The organism is Actinoallomurus sp. NPDC050550, assembly GCF_040655075.1.
Taxonomy (GTDB): domain Bacteria; phylum Actinomycetota; class Actinomycetes; order Streptosporangiales; family Streptosporangiaceae; genus Actinoallomurus.
Genome location: NZ_JBFAJC010000065.1, coordinates 21,797 through 45,302, shown reverse-complemented (window position 1 = coordinate 45,302; position 23,506 = coordinate 21,797). Strand labels below are relative to the sequence as shown.

General features: G+C 69.8%; 24 protein-coding genes. 9 read left to right on the top strand and 15 right to left on the bottom strand.

The genetic code is table 11. The features are described 5' to 3' along the window. Positions 1-23 precede the first annotated feature (23 nt). Positions 24-1,313, top strand: a complete 1,290-nt coding sequence (locus AB0I04_RS47375) for a D-arabinono-1,4-lactone oxidase (RefSeq protein ID WP_360900713.1) — start codon at positions 24-26, stop codon at positions 1,311-1,313. 61 nt (positions 1,314-1,374) lie between these two features. Here the strand turns inward: AB0I04_RS47375 and AB0I04_RS47370 are convergent, their stop codons facing one another. The 10 genes from AB0I04_RS47370 to AB0I04_RS47325 all read right to left on the bottom strand — a co-directional run bounded on the left by AB0I04_RS47370 (position 1,375) and on the right by AB0I04_RS47325 (position 11,622). After that, complete coding sequence (locus AB0I04_RS47370; protein ID WP_360900710.1) at positions 1,375-1,827, bottom strand: DUF1801 domain-containing protein; 453 nt, start codon at positions 1,825-1,827, stop codon at positions 1,375-1,377. 150 nt (positions 1,828-1,977) lie between these two features. Further along, positions 1,978-2,592, bottom strand: a complete 615-nt coding sequence (locus tag AB0I04_RS47365; RefSeq protein WP_360900707.1) for a glyoxalase — start codon at positions 2,590-2,592, stop codon at positions 1,978-1,980. A gap of 249 nt (positions 2,593-2,841) precedes the next feature. Beyond that, positions 2,842-3,699, bottom strand: coding sequence for a hypothetical protein (locus AB0I04_RS47360; protein ID WP_360900704.1), 858 nt, complete (start codon positions 3,697-3,699; stop codon positions 2,842-2,844). A gap of 83 nt (positions 3,700-3,782) precedes the next feature. Further along, complete coding sequence (gene asnB / locus AB0I04_RS47355; protein ID WP_360900701.1) at positions 3,783-5,582, bottom strand: asparagine synthase (glutamine-hydrolyzing); 1,800 nt, start codon at positions 5,580-5,582, stop codon at positions 3,783-3,785. Between the two features lie 180 nt (positions 5,583-5,762). Further along, positions 5,763-6,356: an HD domain-containing protein gene (locus AB0I04_RS47350; RefSeq protein WP_360900699.1), complete on the bottom strand. Its 594-nt coding sequence runs from the start codon at positions 6,354-6,356 to the stop codon at positions 5,763-5,765. Between the two features lie 106 nt (positions 6,357-6,462). Then, positions 6,463-6,987, bottom strand: coding sequence for a DJ-1/PfpI family protein (locus tag AB0I04_RS47345; RefSeq protein WP_360900696.1), 525 nt, complete (start codon positions 6,985-6,987; stop codon positions 6,463-6,465). A 196-nt stretch (positions 6,988-7,183) separates the two neighbouring features. Then, entirely contained in the window at positions 7,184-8,617 is a 1,434-nt protein-coding gene (locus AB0I04_RS47340; RefSeq protein ID WP_360900693.1) for a serine hydrolase, read from the bottom strand. 160 nt (positions 8,618-8,777) lie between these two features. Continuing rightward, the gene (locus AB0I04_RS47335; RefSeq protein ID WP_360900690.1) at positions 8,778-9,728 is read right to left on the bottom strand and encodes a ribose-phosphate pyrophosphokinase; all 951 of its coding nucleotides are present in this window, start codon (positions 9,726-9,728) and stop codon (positions 8,778-8,780) included. 89 nt (positions 9,729-9,817) lie between these two features. Further along, a complete protein-coding gene (locus AB0I04_RS47330) occupies positions 9,818-10,465 on the bottom strand; it encodes a response regulator transcription factor (protein WP_360900687.1) in 648 nt (215 codons plus the stop codon). After that, positions 10,462-11,622: a histidine kinase gene (locus tag AB0I04_RS47325; RefSeq protein ID WP_360900684.1), complete on the bottom strand. Its 1,161-nt coding sequence runs from the start codon at positions 11,620-11,622 to the stop codon at positions 10,462-10,464. Before AB0I04_RS47325 ends, AB0I04_RS47330 begins: the two co-directional genes overlap by 4 nt. Before the next feature lie 119 nt (positions 11,623-11,741). Between AB0I04_RS47325 and AB0I04_RS47320 the strand changes: the two genes are divergently transcribed. From AB0I04_RS47320 to AB0I04_RS47310, 3 genes are read left to right on the top strand one after another with little or no spacing between them, the layout of a single operon-like run. After that, positions 11,742-12,689 carry an ABC transporter ATP-binding protein gene (locus AB0I04_RS47320; RefSeq protein ID WP_360900681.1) on the top strand — a complete coding sequence of 316 codons (948 nt, stop codon included), beginning with the start codon at positions 11,742-11,744 and terminating at the stop codon, positions 12,687-12,689. Next, the gene (locus tag AB0I04_RS47315; protein ID WP_360900678.1) at positions 12,686-13,681 is read left to right on the top strand and encodes an ABC transporter permease; all 996 of its coding nucleotides are present in this window, start codon (positions 12,686-12,688) and stop codon (positions 13,679-13,681) included. The genes AB0I04_RS47320 and AB0I04_RS47315 overlap by 4 nt, the downstream gene beginning before the upstream one ends. Before the next feature lie 39 nt (positions 13,682-13,720). Next, positions 13,721-15,319 (top strand): alpha/beta hydrolase, encoded by a 1,599-nt coding sequence (locus tag AB0I04_RS47310; RefSeq protein WP_360900675.1) that lies wholly within the window; start codon positions 13,721-13,723, stop codon positions 15,317-15,319. A gap of 152 nt (positions 15,320-15,471) precedes the next feature. Here AB0I04_RS47310 and AB0I04_RS47305 read toward each other — a convergent pair whose 3' ends face one another. Continuing rightward, entirely contained in the window at positions 15,472-16,806 is a 1,335-nt protein-coding gene (locus AB0I04_RS47305) for a nitroreductase/quinone reductase family protein (protein WP_360900672.1), read from the bottom strand. 511 nt (positions 16,807-17,317) lie between these two features. On the opposite strand from AB0I04_RS47305, the gene AB0I04_RS47300 reads away from it, so the two are divergent. After that, positions 17,318-17,770 (top strand): GNAT family N-acetyltransferase, encoded by a 453-nt coding sequence (locus AB0I04_RS47300; protein WP_360900669.1) that lies wholly within the window; start codon positions 17,318-17,320, stop codon positions 17,768-17,770. A gap of 284 nt (positions 17,771-18,054) precedes the next feature. Here the strand turns inward: AB0I04_RS47300 and AB0I04_RS47295 are convergent, their stop codons facing one another. Together AB0I04_RS47295 and AB0I04_RS47290 are read right to left on the bottom strand one after the other, a co-directional pair. Continuing rightward, positions 18,055-18,147: a DUF397 domain-containing protein gene (locus tag AB0I04_RS47295; RefSeq protein ID WP_360900666.1), complete on the bottom strand. Its 93-nt coding sequence runs from the start codon at positions 18,145-18,147 to the stop codon at positions 18,055-18,057. A gap of 27 nt (positions 18,148-18,174) precedes the next feature. Beyond that, on the bottom strand, positions 18,175-19,110 hold the full coding sequence (locus AB0I04_RS47290) for a helix-turn-helix transcriptional regulator (RefSeq protein WP_360900663.1): 936 nt from the start codon (positions 19,108-19,110) through the stop codon (positions 18,175-18,177). Between the two features lie 94 nt (positions 19,111-19,204). Between AB0I04_RS47290 and AB0I04_RS47285 the strand changes: the two genes are divergently transcribed. From AB0I04_RS47285 to AB0I04_RS47275, 3 genes are read left to right on the top strand one after another with little or no spacing between them, the layout of a single operon-like run. After that, positions 19,205-19,690, top strand: a complete 486-nt coding sequence (locus AB0I04_RS47285) for an ATP-binding protein (RefSeq protein WP_360900660.1) — start codon at positions 19,205-19,207, stop codon at positions 19,688-19,690. Then, positions 19,687-19,983, top strand: a complete 297-nt coding sequence (locus AB0I04_RS47280; RefSeq protein ID WP_360900657.1) for a hypothetical protein — start codon at positions 19,687-19,689, stop codon at positions 19,981-19,983. The genes AB0I04_RS47285 and AB0I04_RS47280 overlap by 4 nt, the downstream gene beginning before the upstream one ends. Next, on the top strand, positions 19,980-20,306 hold the full coding sequence (locus AB0I04_RS47275; RefSeq protein WP_360900654.1) for a hypothetical protein: 327 nt from the start codon (positions 19,980-19,982) through the stop codon (positions 20,304-20,306). Before AB0I04_RS47280 ends, AB0I04_RS47275 begins: the two co-directional genes overlap by 4 nt. A gap of 333 nt (positions 20,307-20,639) precedes the next feature. Here AB0I04_RS47275 and AB0I04_RS47270 read toward each other — a convergent pair whose 3' ends face one another. Together AB0I04_RS47270 and AB0I04_RS47265 are read right to left on the bottom strand one after the other, a co-directional pair. After that, on the bottom strand, positions 20,640-21,302 hold the full coding sequence (locus AB0I04_RS47270) for a class I SAM-dependent methyltransferase (RefSeq protein ID WP_360900651.1): 663 nt from the start codon (positions 21,300-21,302) through the stop codon (positions 20,640-20,642). A gap of 140 nt (positions 21,303-21,442) precedes the next feature. Next, complete coding sequence (locus AB0I04_RS47265; protein WP_360900648.1) at positions 21,443-21,904, bottom strand: hypothetical protein; 462 nt, start codon at positions 21,902-21,904, stop codon at positions 21,443-21,445. 36 nt (positions 21,905-21,940) lie between these two features. Here AB0I04_RS47265 and AB0I04_RS47260 point away from each other — a divergent pair, with 36 nt between their 5' ends. Continuing rightward, the gene (locus AB0I04_RS47260; RefSeq protein ID WP_360900645.1) at positions 21,941-23,419 is read left to right on the top strand and encodes a helix-turn-helix transcriptional regulator; all 1,479 of its coding nucleotides are present in this window, start codon (positions 21,941-21,943) and stop codon (positions 23,417-23,419) included. Positions 23,420-23,506 lie beyond the last annotated feature (87 nt).

Below are 23,506 nucleotides of genomic sequence, written 5' to 3'. Positions count from 1 at the left end.
AGGGCGGTCTGGGCGGACGAAGGGTGCGTGGTCCGGTGGCCGAGGGCGTGTGGAACTGGTCGGGGAACATCGTGTTCCAGGCGGAGGAGGTCTGCCATCCGGCCTCACTCGAGGAGGTACGGAGCCTGGCCGCACACGACTCGAAGCTCCGGGTACTGGGCAGCGGGCACTCGTTCAACGACATCGCCGACACGCCCGGCAGCCTGATCTCGCTGGCGAAGCTGCCCCCGACGATCGAGATCGACGGCGCCGCCGGCCGGGTGAAGGTCGGTGCCAATGTGCGGTACGCCGAGCTGAGCCGCCGACTGCACGACGAGGGATACGCCCTGCACAACCTCGCCTCCCTGCCGCACATCTCTGTCGCCGGCTCGATCGCGACGGCGACGCACGGCTCGGGCGACGGGAACGGCAACCTCGCCACGGCGGTCTCCGGGCTGGAGATCGTCACGGCCGGCGGCGACCTCGTCTCGCTGAGCCGGGAGCGGGACGGTGATCGGTTCAACGGGGCCGTCGTCGGACTCGGTGCCCTCGGGATCGTCGTCAGCGTGACGCTGGACGTCGAGCCGGCCTTCGAGATGCGGCAGCGGGTCTATGAGGGTCTGCCGCTGGAGGTCCTGGACGAGCACTTCTCCGACGTCGTCTCCGGCGCGTACAGCGTCAGCCTCTTCACGACCTGGCGTGCGCCGCGCATGGACCAGGTGTGGGTGAAGGAACGCGTCGATCCGGCGGCCGAGCGTCCCATGGCCGAGGACTGGTTCGGCGCCCGGCCCGCCGACGGGCCGCGGCATCCGGTCCCCGGTATGTCCGCCGTTGCCTGCACCGAGCAGCTGGGCGTTCCCGGCCCGTGGTTCGAACGGCTGCCGCACTTCCGGCCCGATTTCGCCCCGAGCAGCAGCGGCGATGAGCTGCAAACGGAGTTCCTCCTGCCGCACCGGCACGCCGTCGACGCGCTCCACGCGGTCAACGAGGTCCGCGACCGGGTCGCCGCCGTCCTGCAGGTCTGCGAGGTCCGGACGGTCGCGGCGGACGACCTGTGGATGAGCACGGCCTACGGCGAGGACACGGTGGCGATCCACTTCACCTGGGTCAAGGACTCCGACGCCGTGCTCCCCGTGATCGGGCTCCTGGAGGAGCGACTGGAGCCGTTCGGCGCCCGACCGCACTGGGGCAAGCTCTTCACCACCCCGGCCGACGCCTTGCGCTCCAGGTATCCGCGGCTATCGGACTTCCACGCCCTCGCCCGCCACTACGACCCGAACGGCACCTTCACCAACGACTTCGTCAGCCGCCACCTCTTCGCCGACCTCGACTGACCGGCAGCACCGATCAGCCAGGGAGTCTCCGGGGTCGATCCGGTCGTTCACCGAGCGCGCCTCAGCTCACCGCCTGCTTCACGAGCGCAGCGATCTGTGCCTCCACCTCGAGCGTCACCTCGGTCAGGGCGAAACCGGCCGCCCACATCGGGCCGTCGTCCAGCTTCGCCTGGTCGCTGAACCCGAGCGTGGCGTAGCGCGTCTTGAACTTCTCCGCGCCCTGGAAGTGGCAGACGATCTTGCCGTCCAGCGCGTAGGCGGGCATCCCGTACCAGAGCTTCGGCGCGAGGGCCGGCGCGGTGGCCGTGATGACGGCGTGGACGCGTTCGGCCATGATCCGATCCGAGTCCTGCATCTCGGCGATCTTCGCGAGCACGTCCCGCGCCGCCTCCGCCGCCTTGTCCGCCTTCGAGCCGCGGCGCGCCGCCTTCTTCCCCTCTTTGGCGTGCTCCTTCATCGCGGCCCGCTCCTCGGCCGTGAATCCCTCGTACTTGCCGCTATCGGTGCTGCTCATGACAGATTTCTCCCTTGAGGGGCTTGATGTTCGGAATCTTAAGAGGGGACCTTGTGCCGGCCCACCGGCACCGGGCCCAGCGTGCAGGCGGCCGACGCGCACGTACGGCCGATCGAGAAGGCCACGGCGTGCGGGCCTGCGCCGCCCGGCTCAGCGCGATGCCGGCTCCCATACGAACCCGTCCGGGTCGGTGAACGGCCCGGCGTCGCCGCCGATGGTGAGCCGGTGCGATCCGGTGCCGTCAGGAGAGACGCCGGCGTCCTTGGCAAGGGCTCGGTGCCCGTAGAGCGCCAGCTTGACGGGACTCGACCCAGTGGCGAACTCGACGTACTTGCGGCCGAAGCTCTTCGCCACGGTGAGGCCGTGGTCGAGGTAGAACCGCTTGCTCGCGGCCACGTCCGCGGCTCCCAGCAGGAGCACGATCTCGTCGATCTGCCGGGTGGCCGGGCCGGTGTCCTTCTTCGAGGAGGTCGCGACCTTCCAGATCGTCCCGTCCGGGGCTTGTACGACGCCGCCGTAGCCCCACATCGACTTCGTGACCGGCTTCACCGGCGAGGCGCCGGCGTCGAGTGCGGCGTCGATGAGGCTGTTGACGTTGGCCGGTTGGGAGACGGTGAGCGACAGCGTGAACCCGCGGAAGCCGGTCGTCGGCGCCTCCGAGGCCCGCAGGCGGATCTGAGTGTCCAAGCCGAAGGCCTCGGTGTAGAAGCGGTCGGCGGCGGTGGGGTCGGCCACCTCAAGGATGACGGATTCGATGGAAGTCATGCCGATCAGGCTAGGAACGACCCCGTGACCGGCGCTTCTCGATTCCTGACCGGTCTGCGCACCGGCCGCGCTCCGCACGCCGCCATCTCGCGGTCTCCGGCGATCATGGTCCATGCGCCTTGCGCTTCAGGTATCCGCGGCTACCCGACTTCCACGCCCTCGCCCGCCGCTACGACCCGAACGGCACCTTCACCAACGGCTTCGTCACCCGTCAACTCTTCGCCGACCTCGACTGACCGGCAGCACCGATCAGTCGAAGAGCGCGTTGACCGTGCGGGTGATGGCGGCGCGTTTGAGCCAGGCCTCGATCTGAGCGACATCGGTGCAGGCCGTGATGCGTTCGCGTGCTTCGGAGGGGACCGGGACGCCGCGAACCTCGAGCACTGTGAGGATGGCCTCCACCTTGGCTTCGGCCGCGCCTCGGGCGTAGTTACGGCGGGCCAAGTCGCTTTTGTAGGGAGATGCATCGCTTTTCATCATTGCCTCCAGTTCGGTGGCGGGCGTCCCGGGCAGAGCCCTGAGCACAATGTCAATGTACAGTTCCGCGCGGTCGACGTCCTCCAATGCGGCGACGGCGGAGAGCAGGGCATGGAACATTCGCGCCCGGTCGTAGGCGGCGCCGTGCGTCACGGTCGACAGGACCGCCAGCTCTGGATCGCGGACTGCCTCTGCGGCGTCGGTCACGACCGGGACGGCCTCCGGCTTGAGGACCAGAGGGGTCAGGGTCCAGTCCGGATGGCCGAGGTCGATCGGCTCGGCGCACCAGTCGGCGATGCCGGCGTCGGTGCAGATGACCAGCAGGATCGCCGGGCAGCGTGTCCGTGCGCGGAGGCCGGCGAGGTACACCGGCCAGCGCCACCGCTTGCCCTTGTCGCGCCGGAGCTGGATCTCCACGACCACGGCCAGCACCGGGGCAACAGCCTCGAAGACCACCACGGCGTCGGCGCGGAACTCCGCCGGGTTCCACTCGGTCAGGTCGCCGGTTTCGACCCGAGCACGCTTATAGTCCGGGACATCGACTTTTAATGCGTTATGGAGAATCTCTGCCGCGAGGCTGGGGCGATTTTGGAAGAGCATGGCGAGAGATTCGTGCTCAAGTGAAGGCATGGCCGGGACTTTAGACCGGCCATGCCTTCACTGCGAATCGATCAGTCGACAATCACCATAAATGGCGAATTGTGTGCTCCCGCTCAGACGTGTTGCGGGCGGTAGGCCGTCAGCCAGTCGTTCAGGGCGATGATGCGTTCCATGGCCGCACGGTCCTGCTGGAGGCTGGCTCGGCCGAGTGGGCGTCGCAGGGCCTCACGGGCGGCGCTCTCCGTCAGGTAGGGCCGTACGGGGGCGTTCGGGTCGGCGAGGATGCCGGACAGGCGGTCGCGGACGGTCCGCTCGTAGCTCGGGTTCTGCGTCGCCGGGTATGGGCTCTTGCGCCGCTGCGCGACCGACTCGGGGAGGAGGTCGGCGACCGCGCCGCGCAGGAGGCTCTTCTCCCGTCCGTCGTAGGTCTTGTGGCTCCATGGGGTGTTGAAGACGTACTCGACGAGCCGGTGGTCGCAGAACGGCACCCGTACCTCCAGGCCGACCGCCATGCTCATCCGGTCCTTCCGGTCAAGGAGGAACCGGACCATCCGGGTCAGGTGCAAGTAGCAGACCTCCCGCATCCGCCGCTCGTGTCCGGTCTTGCCGGGCAACCGGGGCACCTGGTCGAGGGCCTCGCGGTACCGGTCGGCGAGGTATGCCTGCGTCCGCCGGTTGAGCTCCCCGTCGAAAAGCTCCTGCCCGGAGGACATGCCCAGCATCCAGGGGAAGGTCTCGGCGGCGATCGCCTCCGGGTCGTGGAACCAGCGGTAGCCGCCGAAGACCTCGTCGGCGGACTCGCCCGACAGCGCGACCGTGGAGTGCCGCCGTATCTCGGCGAACAGCAGGTACAGCGAGGTGTCCATGTCGCCGATGCTCGGCAGGTCGCGGGCGCGCATCACGGTCTCGTTGACCTGCGGCGAGGAGAGTTCGTCGCTGCTGAGGACGACGTCGGTGTGGTGCGACCCGACGTGCTTGGCCACCTCGTGGACGTACGGCGCGTCGGCCGTGTCCCGCATGGCGTCCGGCACGAACCCGCCGCCCTCGTCGGTGAAGTCGACCGCGAAGGACCGTACGGTGCCGGTCCCGAGTGCGCGGTCGGCGAGCGCGGTGAGCGCGCTGGAGTCCAGGCCGCCGGAGAGGAGGGTGCACAGCGGCACGTCGGAGATGAGCTGCCGCTCGACGATGTCCTCGAGGAGTTCGCGGACGCGGCGGACGGTCGTGGGGACGTCGTCGGGGTGCTCGCGCGCGGTCAGCGCCCAGTAACTCCGGTCGGTGACGCCGTCGCGTGAGACGCGGACGACGTGTCCGGGTTCGACCTCGTACATCCCGTCGAAGACGGCGTGGCCCGGGGTCTTGGCGTTGGTCAGCAGCTCGAGAAGGCCGTCGTCCGTGAGCCGCGGGGTGAGCAGCGGGTTGGCCAGGATGGCCTTGGGCTCGGAGCCGAACAGCACTCCGTGCGGGGTGGGCGCGTAGTAGAGCGGCTTGATGCCCATCCGGTCCCGGACGAGCAGGAGCTCTTCCGTCCGCCGGTCCCACAGGGCGAAGGCGTACATTCCGTTCAGGCGCTCGACGAGGTCCGCGCCCCAGCGGAGGTACGCCTGGAGGACGACCTCGGTGTCGCTGCGGGTGCGGAAGTGGTGCCCGTGGGATTCCAGCTCCCGGCGGAGTTCGCGGAAGTTGTACGCCTCACCGCTGTAGACGAGGGTGACGGGACCGTCGCTCATGGGCTGCGTGCCGCCCTCGATGTCGATCACGGCGAGTCGCCGGTGCCCCAGCGCGACGTGCGGCTCGATCCAGAGCCCTTCGTCGTCGGGGCCCCGGAAGGCCATCGTCCGTGTCATCGCGAGTGCGGTGGCGCGCTCCCCGGTGAGGTCGCGCTCGTAGTCCACCCAGCCGGCTATGCCGCACATCGGAGCACCTCCCAGATAGCTGCATCATGCACATGACCGACGTTAACTCCAGATGTCAGAAATATGGAAGTTACAAACCTCATCCCCCCTGGGGGCTGGACCTCCGGCCCGAAGCGTGCGCCGTCGCGCGGCCGGCTCGTCCTTCACCGGCCACTCCGTTCGCTCGTCGGCTCGCCGTGGTCAGTCGGCCGCGGATCCGTTCCCGCCGTTCACGACCGCGGGGAGCCACTCGAGCGACCCGGTGCCGAGGGCTTCATCGGCGAGTTTCTTCGCCGACGGCGTCTGCAGTGCGGCGAGTGAGCTGTCGATCCACGGCTGGATGTTGTGGTGTCCCTGGTCGCGGTACTCGATGGCCTGCAGCAGGCAGTCGAGCTTGTCGGCGTCCCGGGCGCAGCGGGCCTCCAGGCTGGTCTTCTGCTCGTACTCCGCGACCGAGCCGGAGATCAGGTCGGCCACCGGATCCGGCAGGCCCTGCACCTGATCCGCGGTGACCTTCTCGTTGGGCGCCCGGGTGACGTACCGCTTGGCCAGGTACGGGATGTCGGTCAGCCGGGTCTCCTGGCTGTCGTGGAAAAGGCTGAGGAGGGCAGCGCGTTCGGGGTTCGCGCCCTCCATGGCGGCCAGGACGCCGGCGAGCACGGCGGCCCGGAAGGAGTGGTCCGCGATGCTCTCGGGCGCGGCGACGCCCGCGACGAGCCAGCCGGTCCGCTTGTAGCGCTTGAGCAGCCCGATCTCGTAGGCGAATTCCGTCAAGCGCGTCAGCTCGTCCGGCATGCCAGCCCCCTTCACTCTCGGCCGTCCGGGTATCTCACGGTAGACGACTTTTCCCAGATCAGACGGTAAGCGAAGAGCAATCTCGCGCTGAAGATCCGAGTAAGGGTCAGCCGGCCGCCAGGTGGGTGGCGACGAAGTCCAGGACCTCCGGGGACGCCTTGGCGAGCGAGCCGCTGTCGAACGGCGGCTGCGGGTCGTACTCGATCCACAGCTGGATCGCCTGCGCGGCGACCTCGCCGCCGATCCGGGCGGCGAGGGTCAGCGCCATGTCGATGCCGGCGGAGACGCCTGCGGCCGTGATGACCTTTCCCTGCTCGACGGCGCGCTCCGGGAGGTACCGCGCGCCCGTCGCCTCCAGTTCCTTCCGGACGCCCCAGTGGGTCGTCGCGTCGAGACCGTGCAGCAGTCCGGCCGCGCCGAGGATCAGCGAACCCGAGCACACCGACGTCGTCCACCGGGTCGTCGGATGCACGCGGCGGACCCAGTCGACGTACCGCTGATCGCCGAGGACGACCTCACGCGTGCCCGGCCCGCCCGGTACGACGAGGACGTCGCACCGGTCGATCTCCCCCAGCGCCGCCTCGGCCATGACGGTGAGGGCGCCGTCCGTACGGACCGGGCCGCGCTCCATCGCCGCGTCCGGAGGGATGGGCGGGGCCGAGGGCGGATCGTCGGCAGCTAGGCCGAAGGGGGCCGGCATCGGTCGTCGGCAGCTAGGCCGACGGGGCCAAGGGTCGGTTGTCGGCAGGGAAGGGCCGGGGATCGGTCGTGGGTGGGCAGGCCGAAGGGGCCGGAAGCTCCGGCCCCCTCGGTGGGTCACGCGTGGGTCAGTGCAGCGCCTCGTAGGCGTCCATGATGCGGCCGAGCTGCGCGAACTTCTCGGTCCGGTTGACCGCCGGCTGGATGTCCTGGCGGTCTACGTCGATGTACCGGTAGCCGAGGTTGCTGAACGCGGTGATGATGTAGTGCCGGTTCGGCTTGCCGGGCAGCGACTTCACGATGCCCGCGTCGCTCACCGCGTTCTCCGACAGACCCGTCTTGTGGGCGAAGGTCACCTGGGCGGCGTCCTGGCAGGGCTGGACGGGGTACTGGTACTTGCCGTCGGTCGGGTCGCTGTTGACCGTCACGGTCCCGTCGGCGCCGATCCACCGCTGCGAGATGCGCTGCGGCATGCCGGCCGTCGGGTAGGTGTAGCCGCAGTAGTTCGTCGTCGACAGGACGTTGTTCCAGCCCTGATCGCCGAGTTCCTTCATGAAGAACTCGCGCGAGGACGGGCTGAGGACGTCGCTGGTGACCGGCTTGCCGTTCGGAGTGGTCCACGCCGTGCCCGAGACGCCGTTGATGAGCGCCAGCAGCTTGGCGGTGTCCAGCGACGACATGTTGATGCCGGAGGTCCAGTTTCCGCCGTTGGCGGGGTTGGTGTCCTTCAGCTGCATGGTCTCCAGGCCGATGTCCTGGAACGTCTGGTTGAGGCCGTCGATCGCGCCCTTGTCGTTCAACAGCTTGATCATCGCGCACGCCGAGCCGTTGTCGGAGACGGTGATCATGCGGTCGAAGTAGTTACGGACGGTGTCGGTCGTGGCGGTGCCGCACAGATCGGATGCCTGCGTCGGCTGGTAGGCGTACGTGTCGTCCAGCTTGATGACGCCCTTGTCCACCAGCTGCAGGATGCCGAAGCCGACCATCAGCTTGAGGGTCGACGCCGGGTAGGGCGACATGAAGTCGATGGGCGCGTTCTCGCGGCCCGGGACGACGTCGGTGTCGCCCTGTCCGTTGTTGGTGTTCCAGAGGTTGGTGTCCCAGTGCCGGTAGCGCACCGCGGTGGTGTGGAAGTTCTTGTCCACCGGGACGACGATGCCGTTCTTGTAGGTCGGGCTCGTCACGACGGTGCCGGAGGAGACGAGCCGGCCGTTGTCGTCGAGTTCGAGGACGGTCACATCGACGTTCGGCTGCTGGTGGATCTGCGTGGCGGCCGCGACGGCCGCCGCCTTCAGCTTGGGCGCGCGGTCTCGTCCCGCGAGCTTCTTCTCCGGGTCGACGTCGACGGAGGACGACCGGGCGGCCTGGGTCGACGTGGGGGGCTCGGTGTCCAGGACCTCGCCGAACTTCAGTGCGGCGATGGTCTTCTGGAGTATCTGCGCGACGCCGCTGTTCTCGGGCTCGGCCGCGTGCGCCGGCTGTGCGACGGTGGCCAGCAGCATGACGGCACCGCCCATCGCGACCCAGCCACGACGACGCCTGCGACTTGCTTTCAAGATCATTTTGACAACATAACCATACGGCTACGTATGTGCACGCCTTTTGGAGATCCTTTGCAAAGCGTTCGCAAAGCGTCGTTCGCGACGCGTGCCCAGCCGGGACCCGATGGAACGGCCCGGCCCTCGGCCGCGACGTCGCGGTATCAGGAGGAGACGGCCCTGGTCACGACTCGAACAGGACGCTGATGCTCTCGCGGCGGTGAATGCGGGCGATCGCCTCGGCGAACAGCGGCGCGACCGAGACCTTCTGCACCTTCGGCGACAGCCGTACGGGCTGGTTCTCCACGGTGTCGGTGACGTAGAGCCGGGTGATCGGGCTGGAGTCGAGGCGTTCCATCGACTTGCCGGTGAACACCCCGTGAGTCACGGCCGCGCGCACGCTCCGCGCACCGCGCTCCACGAGGCACTCGGCCACCTCCGCCAGTGTGCCGGCGGTGATGGTGAAGTCGTCGACGATCACGGCGTCGCGGTCGCGTACGTCGCCGATCAGGTCGACGACCCGCGCCGTCTCGGTGTGGTCGATGCGCTCCTTGTCGGCGATGGCCATCGGTGCGCCGAGCCGCTTGGCGTACTTACGGGCCTGCTTGGCGAAACCGGCGTCGGGGGAGACGACGACGAGATCTCCGGAGGCGCCGATGGCCTCGGTGAGCACGGGCAGGGCGTACAGGTCGTCGACGGGCCGCGTGAAGAAGCCCTGGATCTGCGGGGCGTGCAGGTCCATCGTGACGACCCGGTCCGCGCCGGCCGCCTCGATCGACTGGGCGCACACCCGGGCCCGGATCGACACCCGGGGCTCGTCCTTTTTATCGGCTTTTGCGTAACTGAAGTAAGGCATCAGCACGGTCACCGACGCGGCGCTGGCCCGCTTGAACGCGTCGATCCAGAACAGCAGCTCCATGAAGTTGTCATTGGCCGGGAAGACCGTGGACTGCACGAGGTGCACGTGCCGTCCCCGGACGTTCTGGTTGACCTTCACGAACAGGTTGCCGTCGGAGAAGCGGATCGCCTCCCCTTGGCCCGGCTCCACGCCCAGGCTTTCGCAGATCGCGGCGGTGAGCCGTGGACTGCCCGATCCACCGAACACCAGGAGCTCATCGAGATCGGAACCGGTCACCAGCATCGCCTCCCCGCGCGTCCGACCCCCGATGATGCCCGAAACAGGCCCGTTCGTCACGCTCCAGTCGCGACACGGCTACCCGCCGGTCAGGCGTGCGCGAGTCCGTTCTCCCAGGCCCAGGCGGCGATCTCCACCCGGTTGCGGACGCCGAGCTTCAGCTGGACGCCGGCCAGATGGCTCTTCACGGTGCTGATCGAAATGAAGAGCTCCGCGGCGATCTCCCGGTTCGTGCGGCCGCGGGCGATGGCTCGGACGACCTCGGTCTCCCGCTCCGACAGTGGCACCGCCGACGGCGCCGAACTCCTCGTGGGCGCGAGGTGCTTGAGGAGCCGTACGGTGACCGACGGGGAGATCAGGGCGTCCCCGGTGCGCGCGGCCCGCACGGCCTCGACGAGCAGGACCGGGCCGGCGTCCTTGAGGATGAACCCGACGGCGCCGGCCCGCAACGCCCCGTAGACGTACTCGTCGAGGTCGAAGGTGGTCACGATGACGACCCGGAGCGGTTCGCGGACGCCCGGACCGGCCAGGGCCCGGGTGACCTCGATACCGTCGAGGCCGGGCATCCGGATGTCGACCAGGCACACGTCGGGACGCAGCCGCCGGGCCAGGGCGACGGCCTCCGCGCCGTCCGCGGCCTCGGCGACGACGGTGATGTCCGGCTGATCCTCCAGGATGAGCCGCAGCCCGCCGCGGACCATCGCCTGGTCGTCGGCGATCAGCACCCGGGTGGTCATGACCGGCTCGGGGCGGGCAGGGTGGCGCGCACCGACCAGCCGGCCCTGGGGCGGGGTCCGGCGTCGAGGGTGCCGCCGAGGGCCTCGACGCGTTCGCGCATCCCGACGAGGCCGTGCCCGCCGGAGTGGGGGAAGCGCGGCGCGCCCGCCGGAGGCGCGTCGTCGGTGACCTCGACGGTGATGTCGCGCCGGTCGTGGGCGAGGGCGACGGTGACCTCCCGCGCGCCGGAGGCGTAGCGGGTGATGTTGGTGAGCGACTCCTGGACGACCCGGTAGACCGTCGTGGTGACCTGCGGTGGCCACGCCGGGTCCGGCGGCCCGTCGGGCAGGTGCAGCCGTACGGCGGGGCCGCGCGCGGCGAACCGGTCGACGAGCTCGGTCAGCCCCTCCGGGCCGGGGGCGAGCCCGGCCGCGTCGTCGGCGTCCCGGAGCAGGCCGATGACCTGGCGCATGGACACGAGTGCCTCGGTGGCGGCGGTCTCGATGCCCGCCAGGGTGTCGTCGAGCGTCGCGGCGCCCCGGCGGGCGGCGATGCGGGCCGCCTGCGCCTGGAGCACGACGCCGGTCATGTGGTGGGCCGCCGAATCGTGCAGCTCCCGCGCCAGCTCCAGGCGCTCACCCCGCCGTACGGCCTCGAACGCGGCGCGGCGACGCGCGTCCAGGCGGCGCAGCAACAACCCGGCGCCTACTGCGGCGACCCATGCCTGTGCCATGATCCAGGTCGCCGAGTACGACACCGGGGCGCCGGTGGCGAGGAAGTGGGAGTACCGCTCGAGGCTCCCGGCCACCACGACCACCCCGCCCGCCGCGATGGCCGCCCCCGTACGGACCGGCAGCGCGCGAATCGCGGAGGCGATGAGCACGACCAGGGCGAGGATCGCCGCACCGGCGGGCTGCCCGGGCAGTCCCCAGCGCCAGGCGACCAGCTCGGCCACTCCGGTGACGGCGAGCCCGACCGCCGCGGCCCACGTACGGGATCGCTCCCGCAGCAGGGCGGCCACGGACACCACCGCCCCTACGGCGAGGATCGACCTCCAGTCGCCGTGCCGCTCCGCGATGGCGCGGATCTCATAACCCAGCGCCGCCGCGAACACGAGGCCGAGCCCGGCGTTCACGGCGATCCGGGGCCGCTCGACCAGGCGATCCAGCAGGTCCATGACGGTTCAGCGTACGGAAGTCCGCCGCGTGGCGGATCAGCCGAAAGTACGACCGGTTCGGCGCGAACCGTACTTCCGGCCGGTGGGCGCGCCAGGCCGGGGCCCGCAGAGTGAACCGCATGCCATCCACTGAGAACACGATCCTGCGGGCCCGGGAGCTGGGCAAGCGATATCGCCGGCGCTGGGCGCTCTCGGACTGCACCCTCGACATCCCGGCGGGACGGGTCGTCGGACTGGTCGGCCCCAACGGGGCCGGGAAGTCGACGCTGCTGGGCCTGGCCGCCGGCCTGCTCACACCTACGTCCGGCACGATCGAGGTGTGCGGCAGCCGCCCCGGCGCGAACCCGGCACAACTGGCCAAGGTCGGCTTCGTCGCCCAGGACACTCCGACCTACGCCCGGCTGACCGTCGCCGAGCACCTCACACTCGGCTCCCGGCTGATCCCGGGCTGGGACATGCGGGTGGCCCGGGACCGGGTGCGGCGGCTCGGCCTGCCCTCTGACCAGCGGGCCGGGAACCTCTCCGGCGGCCAGCGCGCCCAGCTCGCCCTCACGCTCGCGCTCGCCAAGCGGCCCCGGCTGCTGATCCTCGACGAACCGGTCGCCGCCCTCGACCCGCTCGCCCGGCGGGAGTTCCTCCGGGAGCTGAGCGACGCCACCGCCGGCCGGGAGATCAGCGTCGTGCACTCCTCCCACCTGGTCTCCGACGTGGAACTGGTCTGCGACCACCTCATCGTGCTCGTCGGCTCCCGCGTGCGGGTCGCCGGAGACGTCCGCGAACTGCTGGCCGCACACCACCTGATCAGCGCCCCGCACCTCGACCCGGCCGCCCTTCCCCCGGGCGTGCACGCCGTCTCCGTCGACCGCACCGACCGGCAGACCACCCTGCTCGTCCGCGCCGACACCCCGATCGACGGCACCGGCCGGGCGGCCGCCTCGGCCGACGGTCACGCCCGGGCGGCCACCCCTGTCGACGGCCATGGATGGGCGGTCGCGCCGGTCGGGCTCGAAGACCTCGTCCTGGCCTACATGGGCGGCTCCACGCCGCTCCTGGAGGGACACCGATGATCTGGCTCACCTGGCGACAACTCCGTACCCAGGCGGTGGTGGTGTTCGGCGCCGTCGTCGTCCTCGCCGCCCTCCTCGCGGCCACCGGCCCGCACATGGTCCACCTGTACAACGCCCACGGCCGCGCCTTCCTCGACGAGCTGGGGAGCACCGAGAGCAGCCTGTACGTCATCGGCACCTTCGCCGTGCTCTTCACCCCGGCCATCATCGGCACGTTCTGGGGCGCCCCGTTGATCACCCGGGAGCTGGACGCCGGAACGCACCGGCTGGCCTGGACCCTGACCACCCGCACCCGCTGGCTGGTCACCAAGCTCGGGATCGTCGGGCTGACCGCGGTGGGCGCGACCGGGCTGCTCAGCCTCGCGGTGACCTGGTGGAACCGGCCGATCGACGCGGCCATCGCCGCCAACAGCGGCGCCCCCGGCCACGGCATCTTCCTGCTCCCGCGCATGCACGTCCTGATCTTCGACACGCGCGGGGTAGTCCCCCTCGGCTACGCCGCGTTCGCCTTCGTCCTCGGCGTCACCATCGGCGTCATCGTCCGGCGGACCCTGCCCGCCATGGCGATCGTCCTGGCCCTCTTCACCGTCGTCCAGGCCACCATGGGCTTCGAAGTCCGGTCGCACCTGCTGCCACCGGAACACGTCACCACGAAGATCAGCTCCGCGAACCTCACCCTCATCGACATCAGCGGGAACCTCACGGTGCGGGTCGACGAGCCCGGCGCCTGGATCGTCGCCCAGCACACCGTCAACGCCGCCGGCCAGGTCGTCTCACCGCCCTCCTGGGTGGAGAAGTGCCCGCTGCAGACCCGGCAGGGGTCGCAGGACTGCTTCACCAGGCTCACCGACATGGGCTACCGGCAACGGGTCGACTTCCACCCCGCCGACCGCTTCTGGACCTTCCAGTGGGAGGAGACGGTGATCTACCTCGCCGTCGCTCTCCTCCTCGCCGGACTCTGCACGTGGTGGCTCCGCCGCCGCCTGGCCTGACCCCGTACGCCGCCGCGATCCCGAAAGGGCACTCTGAGAATGCCGATCGACCACACCTCGACCGACCGCCGACATCCCGCCAAGCGCCGGCTCCTGCGGCCCGCCACCGTTTGGACGGCCGTTCTGCTCGCCGCCGTCTCCATCCCCGTCGCGCTCTCGCAGGCGGACGGGCGGGAGGCCGCGACGACCGCGGCGTCGGCTCCGGGGCTGACGTGGCGCTCCTGCGACGGGGACTTCCAGTGCGCCACGGCGCGGATCCCCCTGGACCACCGGAACCCGCGCGGCAGGACCATCAGCGTCGCCGTGATGCGGCACCGGGCGACCGACACCGCGCACCGCATCGGCTCGCTGTTCGTCAACGGGGGCGGCCCCGGCGCGCAGCTCGCGGGCTTCACGGCCGCCTACGCGCACGTCCCCTCGACCTGGCGGGCCCGGTACGACATCGTCGCCTTCGACCCCCGAGGCTTCGGCGAGAGCACCGCCGTACGCTGCTTCCCGACGACTGAGGCGGAGAGCGCGTTCCTGTCCGGCGCGCCGATCGGTTTCCCCGTCGGGGCGCGGGAGACGTCCGCCTGGATCAGCACGTGGTCGCGCTTCGCCACCCGATGCGCGAAACGCGATCCCGACCTCATCCAGCACGTCAGCACGGCCGACGTGGCCCGCGACATGGACCTGCTGCGCCAGGCCGTCGGCGACCCCGTGCTCAACTACGTCGGCCTGTCGTACGGCACCCTGCTCGGCACCACGTACGCCAATCTCTTCCCGGCCAAGGTCGGGCGGATGGCCCTGGACGGTAACGTCGGCCCGGTCGCCTGGACCCAGGCGAGCGGCGGGCTGCCGAGCTTCGTGCGCGAGGGCAACGACCAGGCGTCCGCCGCGGTCCTCAAGGACTTCCTGGACCTGTGCGGCAAGGCGTCCACGGCTGCGTGCGCCTTCTCCGCGGGCACCCCGGTGGCGACGCGCGCCAAGTACGACACGCTCCTGCGCCGGCTGCGGCAGCATCCAGTGACGATGGGCACCCCGCCGGACACGCAGACCTGCGGTTACGCGTGCGGGGTGCTCAGCCTGCCCCTGGGCAGCGTGTCCATGTGGCGCGAAGGAGCCGACCTGCTTCAGCAGATGTGGGAGAAGTCGTCCGGGCGGACCACCTCATCCGCCGTGACGAAGAAGGCCCGGACCACTGCCTCCTCGTCGGCCCCCTACGCCGGGCGGGAACAGTTCCTCGCCACCGTCTGCTCCGACAGCCCCAACCCCCGTGACCCGCGCGCCTACGAGGCCGCCGCGCGGCTGGCCTACGCCAGGTCCGGACCTTCGGCCCTGGACCCGGCGTGGGCCACGGAACCGTGCGCGGGATGGCCGCTGGGCAGGGACCGCTACGCCGGACCGTGGAACCGGCGCACGGCCAACCCCATCCTGCTGCTCAACAACACCAAGGACCCGGCCACCTCCTACCGGCAGGCGGTCACGGTGTCCCGGACCCTGGCCCGGGCCCGCCTGCTGACGGTCGACGGATACGGCCACACGGTCTTCTCCAATCCCAGCGCCTGCGCCCTGGAGCACGAGACCCGGTACCTGCTGACCGGTGCCCTGCCGCCGGTCGGCACCGTCTGCAAGCAGGACGTCGTCCCCTTCTCCTGACGCACGTCCGCGCGGCGGGAGCACAGGACACCGGCCTGTGCTCCCGCCGCCGGCCGTACGCTCGCTGACCGGCCTGATCAATCCCTCGGCGTCCGCCCTCGTGACAGGCCGCGGCGACCGGCGGATGTGTTCCGCCGGTCGCCGCGCCCGTGCTACCGGTCCTCGCCCAGCCAGGCGGACAGGCGCTTCAGGAAGGTGGCACCCACCGGGAGCTGCGGGTCCGGCAGGACCGCGATGTGGAACGCGTGCGGCATGCCGTCGTAGACGTCCAGCGTGACCTCGACGCCCGCTTCGGCCGCCGCCTCGGCGTAGCGCCGGGAGTCGTCCAGCAGGGCCTCGTCGCCGCCGACCACCAGGAGCATGCGCGGGAGGCCCGCCAGGTCTCCGTGGATGGGCGACTGCGGTGCCTGGTCGTTCGGCCGCCCGTTCAGGTACTGGCCGACGACGTGCTCCAGAACCTCCCGGCCGACGGCGTCCCGGCCCGCCGGGGCGTCGATCGACGGGTTCGTCAACGTGAAGTCCGTGATCGGCGAGACCGGCACCACCGCGCCGGGGAGCGCCACGCCCTCCGCGCGCAGCGTGAGCAGCATCTCCAGTACGAGAGTCGCTCCCGCCGACTCGCCGACCAGTACCGTCCGTTCGGCCGGTACGCCCTCGGCCAGCAGCGCGCGGTACGCGGTGACCACCTCGTCGTGCGCGACCGGGAAGGGGTGCTCGGGGGCCAGCGAGTAGTCCACGTTGAACGCCGGACGGCCGGCCGCCTTCGACAGGTGGTAGGCCATCGGGTGCTCGAACGCGGGCATGCGCTGCTCGAAGCCGCCGCCGTGTACGTACAGCACCACGCCCGCCTCCTGCGGCGCGCGGCCTGAGGCGTTCGCCCAGCGGCCCGGCACGGGCAGCGTGAACGGCTCGGACGTGTCGGCACCCGGCGGCAGCGGCGGCGGGCCCGCGCTCAGCGCGGTGAGTACGGTGTCGAAGGTGTCGGGGCCGGTGACGCGGTTGGCCGTCAAGCGGTCCTCCTGCCGCATGAGCTTGAGAAGGCCGCCCTCCGGCAGGTCGGCGTGGCTCATCCGCACCGGGTGCAGCGCGACGACGGGGATGACCCGCGCGGTCTTCCGCTGGTACTGAGCCCAGCCCGGGTCGGACTCGACGGCGCGCGCCCAGATCTCCTCGCGCTCGGCCCCCTCGAGCACGACCGCGTCGGCCACCAGCGTGAACAGGCCGGTCTCGACGGTGACGCGCGGGTTGGCCACCAGGTTGTGGTACCAGGCCGGGTGCCGATCGGCACCGCCGGCCGACGCGATCACCAGCAGCCGGCCGGGGTCGGGCAGGAAACCGACCGGGGTGGTGTGGGGGCGTCCGGTGCGAGCGCCCGTCGTGGTGAGCAGGATCAGCCGAGCCCCCTCGAACATGCCGCCCACGCGCCCATGGTTGGCGCGGAACTCCTCGATGACCTGCTGATTGAAATCAACGAACGGTGTGGTCAAAACTCTCCTTCGCTGCGTTGCCGCATGACGGAACGAACGATGAATGAATGGCGGAAATGGCGCGCCCGTTCGACGAACGGCAGCGGCGAAGCAGCGAAAGGCGACGGCCCCGAGGGACGACGGGCGCGGGTGATACGACGCGTTCAGCTCACGGCGTTCGGAAAACGGCGCTCAGGCAAGGGCGCAGGACAGGAACGACGCGAACGGCGTCGGATGCGGCTAGGCGCGATCCATGCGGTAGGCGGCCACCTGCATCATCCCCTTCGGGCTCTCCCGGTGCTCGCATACTCGTACGCGGTCTGGCCCGCAGTCCTCCACCAGGGCTCTCTTGCGTACGCCACGCGGCACCGACGACATTCAACGCAAAGACCGCGCCGAACGTCAAGAAGCCATCAGAGGCCGCATCGCCCACACGCGGTCGGCCATCGCGTCTAGGGCCGCGGTACTCTCGCCGCCGTCTCGTCCGGGCGCACGGCCGTATGAAACGCTCCGTGAAGGGGAGGAGGGACGAATGGACGTCCTGATCAGAGATGCCGTGGACGCCGACGCACCGGTGATCGCCGAGCTCCTGACGCAGCTGGGCTACCCGTCGACCGTCGAGGACGCCGCCGCCCGGATCGCGGAGTGGCGGGAGAGCCCGCTGAGCCGCGTCGTCGTCGCGACGCTGGACGCCCGTGTAGTCGGCGTGCTCGCGTTCCACGCGATCCCGTTCTTCGAACGAGCTGGTCGGCGCGGTCGCGTCGTGAGCCTGGTGGTGGGTGAAGAGGCCCGCGGGCACGGCATCGGTGCCCGCCTGATGAGCTTTATCGAAACCGAGGCGCGCCGACTCGGCTGCGAGGACCTCGAACTCACCAGTTCGCGGCACCGGAGCGGCGCACATGCCTTCTACCGGAACCTCGGCTTCGAGGACGCCTGTCACCGCTCTGCGCGCTTCGTACGCCCGCTGAGCGCGCCGTCCGACTGATCAAGGTGGCGTGCGGAAGTCTCGGCGAAGCTGATCGACGAGCTGCGAAACAGCGCCGCGAGCGGCCAGGAAGCGGCAGGGCGCGCATCTGCCGTGGAAGAAGAGCTTCAAGGTCCGGCGCGGCAAGACCTCTCGGTGCAGCAGCGGGCAGTTCGCGATCGTGACCTGTGATCAGAGCTTCGGCTCCTGATCGCCGGATGTCGGCCCGGCGGGGCACGCTGAACGCGGGTACACATGGAGAGGCCCCCGGCTGGGTTCGTCCGGGGGCTTTCTCGTGCGCGAGGTCAGCCGACCACGGCGACTTCGACGCATTCGCCCTGCTGACCAGAGCGGGAGGACTTGCGCCAGTCCAGGCGCGCGGAATCACGATCGGGCATGGGTACACATCTCTCAGGTCGTTCCGGTTAGGCACGTGCCGCCTCTTCGGACACCATCGTGATCGTATCTTCCGGTGTCATCGCCCTGACGTTCAGTCGCCGAAAGACATGCTTGTACGGGTCCACGTCGGCCGGCTCCTCCAGAAGCAGTTCCCCGCCAGCCGTCTCGATGTAGGCGGCGTCCGGGTCACCCTCCGGGAACGACAGCAGCGTGAACGGACCAGACAGGCCCGGATGGGCGCCCACCTCGAACGGCAGCACCTGCACCGTAACCTTCGGCATCTGGGCGAATTCGACGATTCGCTCCAGTTGCGCCCGCATTACCTCCGACCCGCCGACCGAGCACCGCAGTGCCGCCTCGTAGATGATCGCCCACAGCCGTACCGGGTCCTCGCCTTCGAGGATCTTCCGGCGCTCCGCGCGGACCTCGACGCGCTTCTCGACCTCGTCGGCGGACAGCTCAGCCGCGCCGGTGCGGATCAGTTCGCGGGCGTAATCGTCGGTCTGCAGCAGGCCAGGGATGATCAGCGGCTGGAACGTCAGCACCTCTGACGCCTCGGCCTCCAGCCCGATGTAGGCGGTGTACTTCTTTGAGAGCGTCCGACTGTACGGCGTCCACCAGTCCTTCTGGCCGCCTTCCTTTGCGAGGGTGATCAGCTCGTCCCGCACGGCCTCATCGGTGACGCCGTACGTGTCGAGCAGGTCGCGGACATCGCGCCATCGCGGCTTTGTCCAGCCCGCACGCTCGATCCAGTGGATCTTGTCGGTCGAGCAGCCCAGCGCTTCGGCCGCCGTCTCAACCTCGATGCCGGCCGCGACGCGTAGGCGCTTCAATTCGGCGGACAGGCGGCGTCGCCTCAGGGTGGGCGTGCTCCTTGGCATGGCGTCGATCGTAGGGGAGCTGACGGCAGTCGGCAGGGCAGCAGACATAAGGCTACATTTCGATTCAAGTGAAAGTTTCACTTGAAGAATACGCTTGACGGGTGCATGCTAAACGCGTGTACCCACCCAGCCAGGCCCACCCAGCCTGGCGTTACTGACGGGGAGTGATCCCCCTGTGACACCTGACCATGCGGTCATCACCGACCACTCCCCATCCCCACCGTCGTCATGGCTCCCGGTCCGGGCCCTGCCCGAGTACGCACGCGAGGCCCGCGAGTTCGCCACGAACACGGTCGCTGGTTTCCCCCACGACTCGTACGAGGTCGCCCTTATCACGAGCGAGATCGTGACCAACGCGATCGTCGCCGCTGAGGCGTTCGGCCCCTGGCCGGACGAGGCGTATCCGATCGGCGTTGACCTGGTCGTCACGTGCCGTTACGTGCATCTGGCCGTCACCGATCCGGACTTTCGGCCCATGGCGGCCTCCGACCAAGGCGGCCAGTTCGCCGAGCACGGCCGAGGCCTGCACATCGTCGATGAGGAAGCCGCCGTGCGCTGGGTGGTCTACGAGCAGCACAGCAAGACCGTGCACGTCGTCATGGCCGCGCCCGGCGTCACACTGACGCCCGCCGAGCTGAAGCAGATCAGGAGGCCGCGATGATCCTCCGACTCTTCGCCGCGCTCCTCCGACTGCTCCTCCGGCCCGCCCCGGCGTTCCGCCCGATGGTCGACGACGCGGCCATCGACATCCCGGCCTGCGCCCCCGATCCGAGCCCCGAGCAGCTGGCGAACCTCCAGGGCCTGTGCCTTCAGTGGCTGGTGATGTGGTGCTGGTACCGGCGCGAATACATGGCCATCGCCCGGTTCGACACCGCGACGCCGATCCTGTTCGCCGCAGACCCGCAACAGTTGGTGTTCGAATGCCGCGCGGCCGAGTTGGCGGTGGCAGCGTGAGCGGCGGACCGAAAGCTGACGCGCCTGCTCAGGCGCCGTACCTGCTTGGGTTCGACGTCGAATGGCGTAACGATCAGTGGATTGCGACATCCAGGAGCGCAGGCCGGTTTGTCATCCGCGGTAAGGACGCGGCGGAGCTTCTGCGGAAGCGTGACGCGATCTACCGGAAGGAGTTGCGGGGACTGCAGCACCTGCTTGACACCCTCCCCGTGGTGGGGCAGCCACCACGCGGGCTGTTCAGGGAGCAGACCCTCCGGCAGCTGATTGAGCTGGATCCCGAGACAGCCCGGCACTTCCTCGCCGAGCTCGGCAAGAGCACCTAGAGACCCCCGTACGGCCGTCTCAGCCCCCTGAAGACGGCCGCACGGGCCAGACGGGCCGCCGGGTCGTATCGCGAGACGACTGGCGGGGAAGATCGCGCTCGCCACACGGCCCACCACGGCCGCCGGACGGGGTATGAGCGGCCCCGTCCGGCGGCCAGCCGGACGTCCTGGCTGGCCAGCCGTTTTGTGCCCGGCCGGGACACCGCCGCCGGGTCCGGTTGAGGGGACGGGCCTGGCGGCCCCCAGACGCCACGCCCCCAAGTTGTGTCGCGGACGCCCGGAGTCGGGGTCGGGGTCGGCAAAGCGCTACTGGATGGTGAAGAACATCGCTGTCTACGAGCGTCGAGCCTCGACGATCAGAGTGCCGATGTGGTCCGGATCGGGAGCGGGCTCGACACGGGCACAGATGTCGACGAAGCCATGCCGGCGGAGGATCTCCGTCCAGCCTTCGGGTTCGTAAGCCCAGCGGTAGGCCCACACCTGTCGGCCGGTGAATCCTGCCGCGTAGAAGCCCTGGGCACCGTAGCTCCTCGGGACGGCCGGGGCGTGTGAAAACGCCAGCTTCCCGCCGGGCGTGAGGTGGTCTCGGGTCAGGGGCAGCAGCCGCTCGGGGTCGGTGAACCACACCGCGCCCCAGATCGAGTAGATCGCATCCCACCGTCGGTCGGTATCGATGAGGTGGTCAACGACATCACCGCATACGTACCCAGCACCGGACAGGTGACCCCAGCGACGCTTCGCCTGCTCGCATTGGACGGATGAGATGTCGATTCCGGTGGCGTCGATGCCTTTGGTGGCCAGCGCGGCCACGGCGTTGCCGCGGCCCGAGCCGAGCTCCAACGCGGTGGCGGGTTCACCCAGCAGTTCATCACCAGGGCCGTGTCCTTCGTACTGGGTCCAGCCGAACGCGTACTTCAACGACTCTTCGGGCGCGTCCGTGGCGACGCCGGCGGCGTAGCGGTCCCAGTAACCGGCGTAGTCGTTGATGGTGACCATGGGAGCCTTGTGACGTGGGTGACGAGACCCGCGTCACGGTAGCGGCTCCCGGCGATCGCCGACCGTGGTTCAGGGATTTGCGTCTATCGATGCGGGAAGAGCCGGAGCCCTTCCGGCTCCGGCCCTGTCTCGGCGTTTGGTCAGTGGCAGTCGCTGCCGGGGTAGCACGGCGTGCACTTGCTGAAGTCGGCCTCCCACAGCGGCCAGTCGACCTCGAACCCGTTGGCCGCGATGACGTGGGCGGTGCGCTCGACCGAGCCGTCGTACTTGCGATCGATCTCCGGGACGTGCTCGAGGAACCTTCCGTCGAAGTACTTGTGGCAGAACTGTCGGTAGTTGACTGTGTCGAGGATGAAGGCGTGGACGGCGGTGTCGACAAGTTCGCCGCACCCGATCTCCAGGCGCTGGCCGAACTTCTCCATGGCGGTGATCAGGTAGGCGATGGCCTGGCCGAACAGACGCTCGGCCATGACCTTGTCGAATGGGTAGTCGCGGACGAGGAGCGCGATCTGCCGGTCCCAGACCTCCGGCGTGATGAAGGACTGTGGGTCCCGCTTGGTGTCGGCCTGCTCGACGGCCAGGACCGGTGCTGTGGTCGCCATGAGGGTCTCCCTCGTGGTTGGGGATGCTGTGGATCCATGACACGCCCCGCCTGGCCGGCGCAGAAGATGTTCTTGCAGGTTGCGGCAACGGTTTGCGTGCCGTGCAAACAAGGCTGGTCGACGACGGTCGCCGCGGTTACCGTGAGGTCGGGGACTATGCGCGCGGAGCAGCCGATGAACTCACATGGCCGCCGCGATGCCGGCGCGATCGTGCGGAGCACTCGACACGCCCATGGCCTGACTCTTGCTGAGCTCGGACGCCGGACCGGATACTCGGCCTCGCAGGTCTCCCGGTACGAACGGGGTCTCGTGCCGCTGACCGACACCATGGTGTTACGCCGCTTCGCCACCGCTCTGGCTTTACCGCCGCAGGCCTTCGGTCTGCTGCCTGATACCGGCGAACGCGTGACCTGCGATGCCCATGCGCCTACTGTGGTCGCCGACGCCCCTTGGGAGGATGGAGACGACCCGGTGCGACGTCGTGAATTCCTTGCCGGTGCCGCCGGTCTGACAGCCGCTGGTGCGCTCAGCCTGCCGGGCCCGGCCCGCGCAGCTCGGGCCGCGGACCCGACCGGCGGCTTGGAGAACCTGCTATACGGCCACGGACTCGACGGCACCAAGCCGGTCCCTCTGCCGACGCTGCGCACCGCGACCGGCCGGGCCCGGGCGCTATTCCAGGCCGCCCGCTACGATCGGCTCGCCGCCGAGCTCCCACATCTGATCGGCACCGCAACCGCCACCTGCGACCACGCCGATGGAGACGAGCGCCTGGCCGCCGACGCGCTGCTCGCCGACGCCTACATCGTCGCATCCAGCTTCATGGTGAAGCTGAACGATGACCAGCTCGCCTGGGCGACCGCCGACCGTGCCGCCCAGGCCGCCGAGGCCTCCGGTGACGCGCTCGTCCTGGCCGATGCCCGCCGCAGCGTCGCCACCGTCATGCGCCGCACCGGCCGATCGGGCCGGGCCCATGCATTGCTTATCGGTACCGCCGAGGACCTCGCTCCCGGGCACAACGCCACCCCCGAGCAGCTGTCGATGTACGGAACCCTGCTGCAGACCGCCGCCTACACCGCCGCCGTCGATGGTGACCGGAGCGGAGCCCATGACCTCATCGGCGCGGCCGAGGCAGCCTCGACCAGGCTCGGCCAAGACGCGAACTATCGCCATACAGCGTTCGGACCGACCAACGTCGCGTTGTATCGGGTCAGCATCGCCCAGGTCCTCGGTGACAACGGCGCCGCCATTGCGCACGCCAAGACCGTGAATCCCGCGACAATTCCCACCGCTGAACGCCGAGGCCGGTACTGGGTCGACGTCGCCCGCGCCTGGCACCAATGGGGTAAGCCTGAAGCCTGCTACCGGGCGCTGCTCACCGCCGAACGCGCCGCGCCCGCCGAGGTCCGCTACCGGCCACCCGTCCGCCACATGACCACCGATCTCCTTCGCACCGACCGGCGCGGCACCCTGCCGGGATTGCGGGCGTTCGCGACCCGCGTCGGCGTCCCGATCTGACGCGGCCCGCATGCCGGTCGTGGCGTGCGGGACTGAGAGCCTCTTGCGAAGGTGCTGCGCCCAGATGGTCGGCAATTCGCCCTGAGC

Coding starts and splice junctions, on each gene's coding strand:
- AB0I04_RS47370 (WP_360900710.1), bottom strand. CDS start 1,827: ATGAGCAGCACCGATAGCGGCAAGTACGAGGGATTCACGGCCGAGGAG.
- AB0I04_RS47365 (WP_360900707.1), bottom strand. CDS start 2,592: ATGACTTCCATCGAATCCGTCATCCTTGAGGTGGCCGACCCCACCGCC.
- AB0I04_RS47360 (WP_360900704.1), bottom strand. CDS start 3,699: ATGCCTTCACTTGAGCACGAATCTCTCGCCATGCTCTTCCAAAATCGC.
- asnB (WP_360900701.1), bottom strand. CDS start 5,582: ATGTGCGGCATAGCCGGCTGGGTGGACTACGAGCGCGACCTCACCGGG.
- AB0I04_RS47350 (WP_360900699.1), bottom strand. CDS start 6,356: ATGCCGGACGAGCTGACGCGCTTGACGGAATTCGCCTACGAGATCGGG.
- AB0I04_RS47345 (WP_360900696.1), bottom strand. CDS start 6,987: ATGGAGCGCGGCCCGGTCCGTACGGACGGCGCCCTCACCGTCATGGCC.
- AB0I04_RS47340 (WP_360900693.1), bottom strand. CDS start 8,617: ATGATCTTGAAAGCAAGTCGCAGGCGTCGTCGTGGCTGGGTCGCGATG.
- AB0I04_RS47330 (WP_360900687.1), bottom strand. CDS start 10,465: ATGACCACCCGGGTGCTGATCGCCGACGACCAGGCGATGGTCCGCGGC.
- AB0I04_RS47325 (WP_360900684.1), bottom strand. CDS start 11,622: ATGGACCTGCTGGATCGCCTGGTCGAGCGGCCCCGGATCGCCGTGAAC.
- AB0I04_RS47320 (WP_360900681.1), top strand. CDS start 11,742: ATGCCATCCACTGAGAACACGATCCTGCGGGCCCGGGAGCTGGGCAAG.
- AB0I04_RS47315 (WP_360900678.1), top strand. CDS start 12,686: ATGATCTGGCTCACCTGGCGACAACTCCGTACCCAGGCGGTGGTGGTG.
- AB0I04_RS47310 (WP_360900675.1), top strand. CDS start 13,721: ATGCCGATCGACCACACCTCGACCGACCGCCGACATCCCGCCAAGCGC.
- AB0I04_RS47300 (WP_360900669.1), top strand. CDS start 17,318: ATGGACGTCCTGATCAGAGATGCCGTGGACGCCGACGCACCGGTGATC.
- AB0I04_RS47295 (WP_360900666.1), bottom strand. CDS start 18,147: ATGCCCGATCGTGATTCCGCGCGCCTGGACTGGCGCAAGTCCTCCCGC.
- AB0I04_RS47280 (WP_360900657.1), top strand. CDS start 19,687: ATGATCCTCCGACTCTTCGCCGCGCTCCTCCGACTGCTCCTCCGGCCC.
- AB0I04_RS47270 (WP_360900651.1), bottom strand. CDS start 21,302: ATGGTCACCATCAACGACTACGCCGGTTACTGGGACCGCTACGCCGCC.
- AB0I04_RS47265 (WP_360900648.1), bottom strand. CDS start 21,904: ATGGCGACCACAGCACCGGTCCTGGCCGTCGAGCAGGCCGACACCAAG.
- AB0I04_RS47260 (WP_360900645.1), top strand. CDS start 21,941: ATGACACGCCCCGCCTGGCCGGCGCAGAAGATGTTCTTGCAGGTTGCG.